The following is a 14,285-nucleotide window of genomic DNA, read 5'->3' as shown; positions in this document are numbered from 1 at the left end:
TAGGCACCCCTAGTATAGTTTTAGCCCTATTTCCTTAAAACAAGGCAAAAACCTTGAAAAGCAGCACTTTTTTACGCCTCTTCTATGCAACCACAGCTATATATCTTGAGTACAAGCAGTATCTCTTATAAATGCTACCTCCTCCATTTTGTCTACGCATACGATAAAAAGATACACGCTTAAAACACTGGCCGTGCTCCTGTGGATCATTGGCATTGTGTTGGTTCTGGTAGTGCTGCTGCTGGTGGCGCTGCAGCTACCCAAGGTGCAGGACTTCGCGGCCAGCAAGGTTGAGAGCTACCTGGAGAACAAGCTGGGCACCGAGGTCCAGATTGGGAAATTCCGCAGTGATTTCCGGAAGGACATCTTGCTGGAGGGCGTGTACCTGGAAGACCAGAAAGGCGACACCCTCTGGTATTCTGAGCGCCTGGCCGCCAACCTGGACATTCTGGGCATCCTCAAATCAAAGGTAGCCCTCAAATCACTGGAGCTGGAAAACGCCACCGCCCACATCTACCGCACCATGCCAGACAGCGTCTCCAACTTTGACTTTATCCTGGAGGCCTTCGCCACGCCCACAGACACCACGGCCCAGGATACCACCAGCGCCGGCTTCACCTATGACATAGGCACCCTTGACCTCACCAACATCTACCTCACCTACCGTGACGAGGTGAACGGCCAGAACGTGCGTACTCGCGTGGGCAACCTCACCGTGAAGATGGATGAACTGGACCTGACCAAAGAGATTTACCGCATAGATGACATCGCGCTGCGCGATACCTGGGTAGACATGACCCAGACCAAGATTCCCCCCGAAGGCGAGTCTGAACCGCTCACCATGCAGTTCGGGCTTAAAACGGTGTCCCTTGACCGGGTGAAACTGAAGTACCGCAACGGGGTGGCCAAGCAATACATTGACGTGAACCTGGGCGAGGCCCGCATGGCTTCTGAGAAGATTGACCTGATCAACTCGCGCATAGACCTGAGCAACCTGGAGCTGCACAACAGCACCCTGGCCTACTCCCAGAATGCCGACATGCCCACGGAGAGCCGCGTGGTGAACCCCGCCGAAGCCGTGGAAGCCATTGAGGAAGCCGTGAGCAAGTCCACCGGCCAGCCCGTGAACTGGGTCTTCACCCTGGACAAGCTCAACGTGACCGAGGTAGACGCCGCCTTTGACAACTATGACGCCCCCAAGCAGGCGCGCGGCATGGACTACAATCACCTGTTGGCCAGCAACCTCAACCTGCAACTCACTGACCTGTACTACAGCACCAACCGCACCACCGCCCAGCTCAACCAACTCGCATTCCAGGAGAAAAGCGGTTTTGAGGTAAAGCAGTTCACGGCCGGCATCCTGTTTGACTCGGTTCAGACGGAGTTATCAGATTTAGTGCTGGAAACGGGCCACAGCCGCATCGCGCGCCGGATCAAGGTAGGCTACCCCTCGCTGGAGACCGCTGCCGACGACCTGAGCAAGCTCACCCTTTCGGCTGATCTGCAGAACACCTATATCGGGTTCCAGGACATTGCCTTGCTGCAGCCGGCCCTGGTGAACCAGCCCCCTCTGGCGGGCAACCTGAACCAGACCGTACGGGTAAGCGGCGTGGTGAATGGCCGCATGGACAACCTGCTGTTGAGCAACGTGCGCGTGAGCGGCTGGCGGAACACCGATCTAGCCATGAGTGGCCGCATCAAAGGGCTCCCCAACCCAGATAACCTGTCAGCCAACATCCAGATCAACCGGTTCCATACCACTGCCGCGGATGTCAACTCGCTGCTGCCGGCCGGCACCTTGCCCGCCAACATCACCCTCCCTCCTTCTATGGACCTGGAAGGCTCGTTCAGCGGCACCATGACGGCTTTTGACGTGGATGCCACCATCCGCACTACCTTCGGGAACGCCATTGCCAAGATTGACATGACCCCGGGCAGAACCGCGGGGCAGGAACGCATCAAAGGAAACGTGCGCCTCATGCGTTTTGACCTGGGCCGCCTTATGCAGAACAAAGACCTGGGCCGCGCCTCATTGGTAGCCAATATCAACGGCACCGGCCTCATGCCAGAGAACATGGTGGCTAACATTGACGGCACCGTGCAGAGCTTTGAGTACGGCGGCTACAACTACCGTGACATCACCTTTGACGTAGATGCCAACCGCAACCGCTACGGCATCAAAGCCAACAGTACCAAAGACCAGAACCTTGATTTTGCCCTGAACGGAACGGTGAACCTGCGGGGTGCCGAGCCCGTGATCGCCATGAACGCCAACCTGCGCGCCGTGGACTTCCAGGCCTTGAAACTCTACTCAGAAGACCTGCGCCTGCGCGGCGATATAGTAGCCAACCTGCGCGGGGCTGATGCCAACAGCCTGAACGGTTCCATCATTGCCCGCAACACCGCCCTTACCAGCAATAACCGCCCGCTTAAGTTTGATTCCCTGGCCGTCTACCTGACCCAGCAACCCAACAAGACCGAAGTACGCGTGCTTTCAGACGTGCTCACGGCCCACCTGGATGGAAACATGGGCTTGGGAGACATTGGCCCTGAGCTGATGAACCACATCAGCCGGTATTATGACATAGGCAACGGCGCGTATAAACCCAGCAGACAGGCAAGGCAGTTTACCTTTGCCATGGCGCTGCACAAGCCCCGGGTGTTCCAGGCCTTTGTGCCCGGCCTTACCCGCGTGAAGCTAGACACGCTGTACGGCAGCTACAACAGCCAAACCGCCAACCTGCAGGTGGTAGCTGATGTGCCCCGCCTCCGGTACACCAACTTCCGGCTAGACTCGCTTAACCTGGAAATGAACTCCAACCCAAACCAGCTGAACTACGCGGTAAGGGCAGAGCGGGCGCGGCAAGATACCCTGCAGATTGAGAACATCGTCTTGACCGGTAACGTGCAGGATAACATTGTGGCCACGCGGGCCGCTATCCAGAACGAGGCCGGTGAAGACCAGACAGCCTTGGGCGTGCGTCTTCAGCAGCTGCGCAATGCGCTGGAGATGCGCTTTGACCAAGACCTGCTCATCAACCGCGACCAGTGGGAAGTCTCCCCTAACAACTACGTGCGGTACTATACCTCTACGGGGGCCGTGGTGGCAGATGCCCTGCGCCTGTCTAACGGACCTATGGCCCTGACCCTGCAGAGCCAGAACCCCCAGAACCCCAACTCCCCGCTGAATGTCAACGTCACGGATCTGGACATTGGCTACCTGGCGCGGGCGTTCCTGGACCAGGACAGCCTGGTGGGCGGCACACTGGATGGTCAGGCCACTATCAATGACATTACCGGCAACATGAGCTTCACCGCAGACATGGCCCTGGCCGGTCTGGAATACCAGACGTTCCCGATAGGGGACCTGACCCTGCAGGCCAGCAACCCCAGCGCCAACCGGTACAACATGAACGCCCGCCTCACTGGCTTCGGCAATGACGTTACCCTGGCGGGATATTACCTTACAACTGAGGGGCAGCCTATCTCCTTTGACCTGGACATGGGCAAGTTGAACCTGGCCAGCCTGCAGTCGTTCACGGGGGGCATGGTGAAGGATCTGGGCGGGAACCTGGCGGGGTCGGTGGCCATCAGGGGCTCCGTAGATGCCCCTAAAATGGTGGGCGACATCCAGTTCCAGAATGCCACCTTCAACATAGCCATGCTCAACTCCACCTTCAGGGTGCCAGATGAGCGGGTGAGCGTGAACAACCAGGGCATCCAGTTCAATGATTTTGTCATGCTGGACTCCCTGAACAACCGCGCCACGGTAAACGGCGCCATCTTGACCTCCAACTTCCTGGACTACCGGTTTGACCTGCGCGCCGTCACAGATGACTTCATGGTCATGAACAGCACCGCCGCTGATAACCCGCTGTACTACGGCCGGGTGTTCTTAGACAGTGACACCCGCATTACCGGCGACCTGAACGTACCCGTTATCAATACCGCCGTCACCGTAGTCCCTAATTCCAACCTCACGTATGTGATGCCGCAGGAAGAGGTGGGCGTGAACCGAGAGGGCATTGTGGTCTTTGTAGACGTGGACAGTGCCCGCAACCGGCGCATCAACCGGCAGAAGGTCATTGACACGGTAGAGACCCAGATTCAGGGGATTGAGCTGGCCATGACTTTGACCCTGACAGATGAGACGCCTATCACCGTGCTCATGGACCCAGAGTCTGGAGACAACCTTACCATCAGAGGGAATGCGAACCTGAACGTGGGCTATGACGTGACCGAGAACATTACCCTGTCTGGCCGCTATGACGTGAGCAAGGGCCTCTACTCCATGAGTTTCTATGAATTGGTGAGCCGCGAGTTTGAGATAGACCCCGATAGCTACATCATCTGGACGGGTGACATGCTGGAGGCAGATGCCAATATCACGGCCATCTACAGCGTAGATGCCGCCCCGCTGGAACTGATCCAAAGCCAGACGTCAGGGTTAGATGCAGCATCAGCGGGCCAATACCGGCAGAAACTGCCGTTTGACGTGCGCCTGAACCTGAAAGGCGAGATCATGAACCCCATCATCTCCTTCAACATTGAACTGGATGAGAAAGCCAAAGGAACCATGGTACCCGAGGTAGATGCCCGCCTGGACCAGCTTAGCCAACCCACGCAGGAGTCTGAACGCACCAAACAGGTGTTCTCCCTGCTGGTACTGGGCCGGTTCATGGCGCAGGATCCGTTGGCGTCCTCGGGCGGGGGCGGCATCAGCAGTGCCTTGCGCGGCAGTGCCAGCAAGGTGCTCTCAGACCAGCTCAACGCGCTCACCGGGCAATACCTGGGCGGTTTAGGACTGGAACTGGGCCTGAATTCCTATGATGACTATTCCTCGGGCGAAGCCCAGAGCCGCACTGATCTGAACGTAGCCATGCAACGGCAGCTTCTCAATGAACGGCTCACCGTGAGTGTAGGCACTGATATTCCGCTGGGTGGGGGCAATGACCAAGGCAATTCCGGCGCCAATACCAGTGGCAGCAACTTTTCCGGGGACGTCTCTGTAGAGTACACCCTCACCAAAGACGGTCGGCTCCGGTTGCGCGCCTTCCGGCAGAATTCCTATGAAGGATTCCTGGACGGGCAGCTGCAACGCACCGGGGTGTCGCTTCTTTTTGTGCGGGAGTATGACAACTTCGCAGACCTCTTTAAAAATACTGGCAAAGCAAAATAATGATAGCGCTTTCTACCTACGTGCCCTTCCTGAGATCCTCCTTGTTATGGAACCTGCCTTTGGTAGTGCTCCTGGTCACGCTGGCCGGCTGCAGCAGCACCAAGAGCGTACCCCAGGGTGACTACCTCTACATTGGCGGTGACATCAAAGTAACTTCTCCTGTGCCGGAAACTGACACCGAACACCTGGAGTCAGAACTGAATGCCGCCATCAGGCCGCAGCCCAACCTGTCGTTCCTGGGCATGCGCCCCAAGCTCTGGATCTACAACGCCATGGGCGGCAAGCGCGAGCGCAAAGGCGTGGCCAACTGGATCAAAACCCGCCTGGGCGAGCCTCCCGTGCTGTTGAGTGAGGCCCACCCAGACCGCGTGAAAGGGCAGATGCTGAACCGTTTGTACAACAATGGGTATTTCTCGCCTTCCATAGAACACAGCGTAGACTCCACCAGCAAACGCAAGATGGCCATGGTGCATTACGCCGCCACGGTAGGCAAACAGTACACCATCCAGCAGATCCAGTTCCCGCAGGGCAATGACAGCCTTTCCATTGCCATCAGGGAAACCGAGCCCCAGAGCCTGCTGAAGGTGAACGACCCTTATAACCTGGAGAAACTGATTGCCGAGCGCCTCCGGGTAAATGAAATTCTAAAGGAAAAAGGCTTTTTCTTCTTTGACGAGGGGTACATTATCTACCACGTAGACAGTACGCTCAACAACAAGGTCAACATCTATATCCGCATCAAAGACATTGCCCCCAAAAAGGCCCTGATCCCGTACCGGTACCAGCAGGTAAGCATTTACACCGACTTCTCCCTGGGGGACCCCATTGGCGACAGTGAAACACCCCCGGTGCAGTTCAAAGACTACAAGTACTACCCGGACGAGGAAACCTTCAAGGCAAAAACCATCCTGAACGCGGTGTTCGTGGAAAACGGCGACCTCTACAGCCGAAAGCGCCACCTGCAGACGGTGAACCGCCTCATGGACCTGGGCACCTTCAAATTTGCCGAGGTACGGTTCACGCCGCTGGATTCCATTGGGTTGGATGGCCGCCTGAACGCCGATATCCTGTTGACCCAGGCCAAAAAGAAATCTGTGCGGGCAGAGGTACAGACGGTGCAGAAATCAAACGGATACGCCGGCCCCGGCATCACGGTCAGTTTCCGGAACCGGAATGCCCTGCGCGGGGCCGAGTTGCTGTTGGTGAACCTGGTAGGCTCCTTTGAGTCGCAGATCAGCGGAGACAGCGCCCGGTCTGGCCTTACTTCTATGGAAGTGGGCGCTGATGCCGAGATGCACGTGCCCCGCATCATCTCTCCCTTCAACATCCGGCTCTCCAGCAGCTTGTACCAGCCCAGAACCCGGTTTGCGTTGGGTTTCCGGTTTATCAACCGGCAGGAGTTTTTCCAGCAGAACTCGTTCAACTTTGAGTACGGCTACTCGTGGCGGCAACGCGCCACCACCCAAATTCAGCTTAACCCGGTGCAGGTGCAGTATTCCCGGTTAATCAACCCTACGCCCGCCTTTGAGGCAGAACTGCTACAGCGCCCCTTCCTGGCCCGGGCGTTTGACCAGCAGTTGATCATTGGGGGTAATTACCGCTTTATCTACAACACCCAGGGCATAGAAGGCAGCAAGCATCAGTTCTACATCAGCCCGGGCCTTGACCTTTCCGGGGGGTTGTGGGGATTGTTCTACCGGGTCAAGAACCAGCGTCCCGCCGATCCGGAGAATCCCAACCGCTTCCGGGGCCAGGCCCTTTCACAATACGTCAAAATTGACCTGGAAACCCGCTACAACTTCAACATCACCAGCAAATTGGTGCTGGCCACCCGGTTTCTGGGCGGCTACGGGCTACCGTACGGTAACTCCACCGTCTTGCCCTACATCAAGCAGTACGGCATTGGCGGGCCTAACAGCATCAGGGCGTTCCCGGCCCGCAGCATTGGCCCCGGTCTCTATGACCCCACCCAGCTGCAGCAAGGTGACAACCCGGTTTCGCAGAGCTTTTCTTATTTTGACCAGACCGGCGATATCCGGTTGGAAGGAAACGCTGAGTTCCGGTTCCCGCTCCTGGACCCCTACCTGAAGGGCGCTTTCTTTGTGGATGCCGGTAATATCTGGCTCGTGAGCGAAGACCCCACCCGCCCCGGCGGAAAGTTCAGCGGTGATTTCATGAGCCAACTGGCCGTGGGCGCCGGGGCCGGCGTACGGGTAGACGTGCAGTTCTTCGTGATACGGGTAGACCTGGCCTACCCCCTCCGCGACCCTACCTACCCCAACGGCGGCAGACCTACCTCGGGCCTCTTCGGGAAAGGGGTGCTGAACCTGGCCATTGGCTATCCCTTCTAAAAATCAACCATCGGCATGAAGCCCGTTTAGGGGCCGTTTTATCTAAAACAGCCCCTAAACGGGCTTTGTGGCTAAAGCAGATTTCTCGCCCTGCTCTGCGAAGGCACCTCCTGCAGCTACCCTACCACCCACAGGAAAGAGCTTCAACCGCAGAGACAATGCAAAGGAAAACCCTTACCTTTCGCCAGAGATGCGCCCGGCAAGGCGTAGCTTGAAAAGGTGCTCATTTCTGTAAAACAAGGCAGAAATAAGCTGTGCAGCCGTCTCCTGTTTCCTGCTGCATGGCTTTTGGTCATTAGGGCAATGCCCGCCGGAGCCGCTCCGCGGGAAAAAAACGCAACAGCCTGCCCTTAAAAACGTTCAGCACTCCTTAAAGAGATATTTTTTCTTAACCCCTGAAATAAAAACAATGGCGACAGGTCTTCTCGCTCTTTTAGATGATATCGCGGCGCTGGTGAAAGTCAGTGCGGCCAGTCTGGATGATGTGCCCACGCAGGTGGCCAAAACCACCGGAAAAGTCTCCGGCATTGTGATTGATGACACGGCCGTCACGCCCAAATACGTAGTAGGCCTGGACCCCTCGCGGGAGCTTTCCATCATCTTCCAGATCGCAAAAAAATCACTGATCAATAAGGTTATTTTCCTGGCCCCGGCCGCCCTGCTGCTAGGGTTCTTCGCGCCGTGGGTCATTACCCCTATCTTAATGTTGGGGGGTGCCTATCTGTGTTATGAGGGGTATGAGAAAGTCCATTCCATGTTCAGTAGCCATGCCGCCGAGGGCCACAACCTTGAAGGGAAGGAAATAAAAGCCATCACCCCCGACGAACTGGAGAAGGAGCGCGTTTCCGGCGCCGTGCGCACAGACCTTATCCTTTCCGCGGAAATCATCGCCATTACCTATTCCACCGTGGCTGACAAGCCCCTGGTGACCCAGATTGCCGTGATGCTGAGCGTGGCCGTCTTTATTACGACGGCCGTGTACGGGTTTGTGGGGTTGATTGTGAAGGCCGATGATATTGGCGTGCACATGGCCCAGGAAAAGTTTAACGCCACCACCCGTAAAATAGGCCGTGGCATTGTGAAGTTCATGCCGCATTTCCTTACCATTCTGGGTTACGTGGGCACCGCCGCCATGCTCTGGGTGGGCGCTGAAATCATTGCGCACGGCATTCCTTTCCTAAGCCACCAGCTGGACGCCCTGGGGCATTCCCTGGCCGATGTGCCTCCTCTGGCCTGGTTTGCCAAAGCCATGGCCTGCGCCCTGGGAGGAATAGCCTTGGGATTTGTCATAGACAAACTGGTGAAGGTCTTTAAGCGGGCCTTCTCCAGGGGGCCTAAAGAAACCACGGCCCAGTAACCCTACAGTTTTCACGTCGCCGTAGTTATCTCACAACTGACATCCCGGGCAGAAATAGGTAGCGCGGCCGCCCACGTATTTCTTCTGGATGCGGGTCTGGCAGCGCGGGCAATGCAGGTGGGCTTCTGAAACGGCGGAAACCGGGGCCTCGTCCCACTCGCGGGCATGGATGAGGTAGTGCGATGGGAAGTCCCGGTACACGGCCTCGGCGGCAATAGCGGTCTCCAGCACCTCCCGTATGGCGGTCGCCAGACGGTCCACCTCCGGGGGCAGCAAAGTATGGGCCGGCCGTTCCGGCTCCAGCTGGGCCTGGAACAGCACCTCATCCGCAATCCAGTTTCCTACGCCGGGGGCGATGCGCTGGTCCAGCAGCAAGGGCTTAATAGCCGACTTCTTTTTAGCCAGGCCTTTGGAGAGTTCCTCCGTGGAGAGCGTGAGTGCATCTGGTCCCAGTTTCTTCTGCTGCCGGAAAGTGTCTATGCTCTGGGTGAGACCCAAGCGACCGAACTTCCGGGAGTCCAGGAAAGCGAATTTGAACCCGCCCTCAAAATGAAACACCGCCCGCGCAAAGCGGGGAGTGTCAGCTTCATCGCGGTAGAAGGCCACGTCTCCGGTCATGCCGAAGTGCAGGGTTACAATGGGCCCCTTCGCCGTCAGGAGAAAAAGCTGTTTCCCGATGCGGTGGGTCTGGGTGAACTGATTGCCCCGCAGCACCTGCCTGAATTCGTCCAGGTCTACCTGCAACTGCCGCCTGGGGTCCTGCACCTCCACCTCGGCAATGGTCTGGTGCAAACTGGTTTCCTCTATAAAGCGCCGGTAGGTTTCTACCTCAGGTAATTCTGGCATGGCGAAAATTGCGTTTAGGGGGTATTTCAGGGAAAGAGGCCAAAAAGGCCTCGCTCTTTCAACCGCCGGGCGGCGCACATTGTTGCGGCAAACCTTGTTTTTATACCTCGCCCTCTTTCATAGGCAAAGGCGCTTTAGCGGGCGGAACAGGCTATTCTTGGGGCAGCCCGCCAAAACGAAGCAGCTTCCTTTTGGCAGAGCTTCAAAATTACGGGCCCAAAACGCAGCAAAGAAATCTCTAATTCGTTAGATTTGTTTAGACCAGTACCTTCATTGCATGGAAACCTCTACGCTACCCTTAGAACTCATCCGTTACCCGATAGGCAGGTATAAAACCCCGCCTCTTTACAGCTCTTCTTCTGTTAAACAGGCCCTTGCCGCCCTAGAAGCACTGCCGGGCCAACTGCGGGCTGCCGTGGCTTCGCTCTCCAATGAGCAGCTTGACACCCCCTACCGCCCCGGCGGCTGGACCCTGCGCCAGGTCACGCACCACCTGGCAGACAGCCACATCAACAGCTACACCCGCTTCCGGCTGGCCCTCACCGAGGACCGACCGGTGATCAAACCCTACGAGGAATCTTCCTGGGCGTACTTGCATGATGCCCGGTGGGCAGATCCGGCCCTTTCGCTGCAACTCCTGGAGTCACTGCACCACAGGCTGGTGATGCTGCTGCGCTCTTTGTGCCTGGAAGAATGGCACCGCTCCTTCCATCATCCGCAAAGCGGGGAGATTTACCTTTTCCAGGCCGCAGGAATGTACGCCTGGCACGGCGCCCACCATATAGGCCATATTGTTTCTTTGAAAGAAAGAATGGGTTGGTAAGGAATTAGCGTGGTTTTGGGAAAACACCCTGAAAACCACAGCGGTAGAATAGTAGGATATAAATATTTTTACTATATTTTAGTCAGAAGTTTCAATTTCTGACCATGTGCCTGCCAACGCCCCTCTTCCTTGTTTCTGCTTTCTGGTCACTGTTGCAGTTACTGCTGCCAACCCCTGCGCCCACGTTTGAACCCTTGGCGCCCGCTCCCCTTCCCCTCAGCAGAAACAACGCTCCTGAAGCCCGAACCTTGGAGTTTGTGGAGAACAAAGGCCAATGGCCCCAACAGGTGAAGTACGCGGCAGACCTCCCGGGCGGCAAGATGTTTCTGCAACCCTCGGGCTTTGTCTATGTCATGCAGGATCCCACGGCCTTCGGGCAGCACGGCAGTACCCCGGAAGCGCCGGCCCCCGGGCAACGCAGCGCCTCCCCAGGGAGCCTTCTGAAAAAGCATGCCTACTCCGTCACGTTTGAGAAGGCGAACCCCGCGCCAGAACTAGCCCCTCAGGAACCCACCGAGGGCATCCGGAACTATTACCTGGGAAAAGACCCCAAGAAGTGGGGCGCCGGGGCGAGAGGCTACCGGGAGTTGCGCTACCAGAACCTGTACCCGGGCGTGGACCTGGCTTTGTATGAACAGGGCGGGCACCTGAAATATGACCTGCACGTGGCCGCGGGAACTCCTACCGACCAGATAAAACTCAGCTATGCCGGTGTTTCAGGCTTGGTTTTGCAGAAGGGCGCCTTGCGCATAGAAACCTCGGTGGGCAGCATTACTGAACACCGGCCAGTGGCCTACCAACTGGTGCAGGGCCAGCGGGTGCCGGTCACCTGTCAGTACCGCCTGGAGGGGCAGACCTTGTCGTTCCAGTTCCCGGACGGCTATGACCGGAACACGGCCTTGGTGATTGACCCGGTGGTGGAGTTCTCTTCTTTTACCGGCTCCACGGCAGACAACTGGGGCTACACCGCTACCTATGACAGCCAGGGCAATATGTATTCAGGCGGTATTGTCTCTAATATTGGGTATCCTGCCACGCTGGGCGCCTTTGACACCAGCTTCAGCGGCGCCTGGGACATCGCCATCATCAAGTATGACACCAAGGTAAGCGGGGCTGCCGCCCGATTATATGCCACCTATCTGGGCGGTAGCGACACCGAGTCGCCGCATAGCCTGGTGGTGAATGCGCAGGATGAACTGTTAGTGCTGGGCACTACCAGTTCCCGGGATTACCCTACCTCCTCTTCGGCCCTGAGCCGCACGTTCAAAGGCGGCACCTTTATCTCGCCGCTGGGCGGAGGGGGCAACCCGGCCTACAGCAACGGCTCAGACCTGGTCATCACGCGCCTCAGCAGAGAGGGAGACCGCTTGCTGGCCTCCACGTTTTTAGGGGGCAGCCAGAACGACGGGCTTCTAACCCGGCTCATCACCACGCCTACCCTGGTCCAGAATTACGGCGACCAGTACCGGGGCGACATCATCACTGACCCGGACGGCAACGTGTACATCGCCTCCAACACCACCTCTGATGACTTCCCGACCCGGAACGGCTTTAGATCCCAACGCATAGGGGGCAGCCATGACGCGGTGGTAGTTAAGCTTTCGCCAGACCTGAGCCAGGTGCTATGGGGCAACTATTACGGCGGAACGGGGATTGATGCGGCCTACTCCATCCAACTGGACCAGAACCGGCAAGTGTACGTGTGCGGCGGCACCACCAGCACCACGCTGATAGGCAACACCAACGGCCTGTACTCTACCTCCGCGGGCAATACAGACGGGTTTGTGCTCAAGATCAACCCGGCGGGTACGGCGGTACTGGCGGCCACCTTCGTGGGCACCGCCGCCTATGACCAGACCTACTTTCTGCAGTTAGACGGGGCCAACAGCGTGTACCTGTTTGGCCAGACCCTGGGCAACTACCCGGTCAGCAACGGCACCTACCGGAACACCAATGGCCGGCAGTTTCTGCACAAACTCAACAACAACCTCTCAGCCACCGAATGGTCTACCGTGTTCGGGTCGGGCCGCGCTACCCTTGACATCTCCCCTACCGCCTTTCTGGTGGATGAATGCCAGCGGATCTACGTCTCTGGGTGGGGCGGTACCAATAACGGTGGTGTGTACGGCAATGGCACTACCACCGGTCTGCCTACTACCCCCAACGCGGTACAGACCACCACCGACGGTGGCGACTTCTACCTCATGCAACTGGGCACCAACGCGCGGCAGCTGCTGTATGCCACCTTCTACGGCGGCAACCAAACCGTGACTGGCGGAAGCCAGGAACACGTGGATGGCGGCACCAGCAGGTTTGACAAGAAAGGCTATGTGTACCAGGCGGTATGCGGCGGTTGCCAGGGGCGGTCCAACTTTCCCATTCCGCCCGGGGCCAATTTCTACTCCCGAACCAACAGCAGCACCAACTGCAACAACGCCGCCTTCAAGTTCGATTTTGCCGAGGAACTCAGGGCCGATGCCGGTCCTGACCAGGAAGTATGTGTGGAAGGTCTGAGCGTGACTTTACGCGGCACCCCCCTGGGCGGTGTCTGGACGGGCAACGGCGTGCGCCAGGTCAATGGGGTTTATTTATTCACTCCCTCCCCGGCTTTACTGGGCGCCCAAACGCTTACCTACACCGTGACCGGCACCGGGTCTTGCTCTATTGCCAATACCATGGTCATGACCGTGACTCCGCCGGTGCCGCACACCATCTCGGTCCCTGACACCCAGTTCTGCGCTACCTCCACTGTGCCCATCCAGTTGGTGGGTTCTCCGGCGGGGGGCACTTTCACGGGGAAAGGGGTCACCGGCACCACCTTTACGCCCGCCACCGCCGGTATTGGCCGCCACGTGATCACGTATCGCAATGATGGCACCAAAGGCCCCTGCGGCTCGGTTACCAAAACCATCTCTGTTTTTCTGCCTAACCTCCAGATTGGCCCAGACACCATGTTATGCCCGGGCAACCTGGCCTCTTTCCAGTTGCGCACCAACATCTCTGGCGGAACCTGGAGCGGGAGCGGCGTCTCTGCCACGGGCGTTTTCACCCCTCCGGTCAATTTCAGCGGTCCGGTTAGGGTAACGTATTCCATCTCGGCCCCTTGCCCGGTTTCGGTCTCCAGGATTATTGACCTGCCGCCCCGCCCCAGGCTTCGGGCTCAGCTAGCCAATGCATGTAAAGAGAACCTGGCCATTTCTGGCTATGCGCCGTTCAACGCCGCGTTTGCCAATACCTCAGACCAATTCACCAGCTTTACCTGGAACTTCGGGGACGGGTCACAATCTGGGGAGAAGGAGCCCCGGCACCTATACCAGAAGCCGGGTACCTACCAGGTGACGCTGGTAGGTACCTACGGCACGGGCTGCCAGGAAACCCTGAACGTGGGGCAGGTCACGGTGGCGCCGCCGTTCATCCCCAATATCTTCACGCCCAACGGCGATGACAAGAACGAGACCTTTGTGCAGCATTTCAGTTGCTTCCCCACAGAGCTCACCGTCTTTAACCGGTGGGGCAAACAGGTGCTGCACGAGCGAATCTACAACCAGCAGTGGAACGGCGGCAATCTCTCTGACGGCTCCTACTTCTACATCTTGAAAGACACCGAAGGCAACAGTGCCAAAGGCTGGGTGGAGATTGTGCGGTAGCAGGTATTTTTTGGAAGGGCATAGGGGAAAGTTTCCTTTTGCCCGTCATGGAACAGAACCTGCCGCTAATCCCTGGTTTGTC

6 protein-coding genes are annotated in these 14,285 nt (G+C 57.6%); 5 read left to right on the top strand and 1 reads right to left on the bottom strand.

Annotation, left to right across the window (positions count from 1 at the left end; translation table 11 throughout):
* Positions 1–193: 193 nt before the first annotated feature.
* The 3 genes from FOE74_RS20725 to FOE74_RS20715 all read left to right on the top strand — a co-directional run bounded on the left by FOE74_RS20725 (position 194) and on the right by FOE74_RS20715 (position 8,887).
* Complete coding sequence (locus FOE74_RS20725; protein ID WP_192576644.1) at positions 194–5,179, top strand: translocation/assembly module TamB domain-containing protein; 4,986 nt, start codon at positions 194–196, stop codon at positions 5,177–5,179.
* Complete coding sequence (gene tamL / locus FOE74_RS20720) at positions 5,179–7,530, top strand: translocation and assembly module lipoprotein TamL (protein WP_149100559.1); 2,352 nt, start codon at positions 5,179–5,181, stop codon at positions 7,528–7,530. Before FOE74_RS20725 ends, tamL begins: the two co-directional genes overlap by 1 nt.
* A 409-nt stretch (positions 7,531–7,939) precedes the next feature.
* Complete coding sequence (locus FOE74_RS20715) at positions 7,940–8,887, top strand: DUF808 domain-containing protein (RefSeq protein WP_149100558.1); 948 nt, start codon at positions 7,940–7,942, stop codon at positions 8,885–8,887.
* 30 nt (positions 8,888–8,917) lie between these two features.
* Here the strand turns inward: FOE74_RS20715 and mutM are convergent, their stop codons facing one another.
* Positions 8,918–9,733: a DNA-formamidopyrimidine glycosylase gene (mutM, locus tag FOE74_RS20710; protein WP_149100557.1), complete on the bottom strand. Its 816-nt coding sequence runs from the start codon at positions 9,731–9,733 to the stop codon at positions 8,918–8,920.
* A 277-nt stretch (positions 9,734–10,010) separates the two neighbouring features.
* Here mutM and FOE74_RS20705 point away from each other — a divergent pair, with 277 nt between their 5' ends.
* Entirely contained in the window at positions 10,011–10,556 is a 546-nt protein-coding gene (locus FOE74_RS20705; RefSeq protein WP_149100556.1) for a YfiT family bacillithiol transferase, read from the top strand.
* A 194-nt stretch (positions 10,557–10,750) separates the two neighbouring features.
* Entirely contained in the window at positions 10,751–14,203 is a 3,453-nt protein-coding gene (locus FOE74_RS20700) for a DUF7948 domain-containing protein (RefSeq protein ID WP_192576643.1), read from the top strand.
* Positions 14,204–14,285: the final 82 nt, after the last annotated feature.

The sequence above is a fragment of the Rufibacter glacialis genome, from assembly GCF_008271745.1.
In the GTDB taxonomy this organism is placed as follows: domain Bacteria; phylum Bacteroidota; class Bacteroidia; order Cytophagales; family Hymenobacteraceae; genus Nibribacter; species Nibribacter glacialis.
This window is presented reverse-complemented; position numbering and strand designations above follow the sequence as displayed.

Coding starts and splice junctions, on each gene's coding strand:
- tamL (WP_149100559.1), top strand. CDS start 5,179: ATGATAGCGCTTTCTACCTACGTGCCCTTCCTGAGATCCTCCTTGTTA.
- FOE74_RS20715 (WP_149100558.1), top strand. CDS start 7,940: ATGGCGACAGGTCTTCTCGCTCTTTTAGATGATATCGCGGCGCTGGTG.
- mutM (WP_149100557.1), bottom strand. CDS start 9,733: ATGCCAGAATTACCTGAGGTAGAAACCTACCGGCGCTTTATAGAGGAA.
- FOE74_RS20705 (WP_149100556.1), top strand. CDS start 10,011: ATGGAAACCTCTACGCTACCCTTAGAACTCATCCGTTACCCGATAGGC.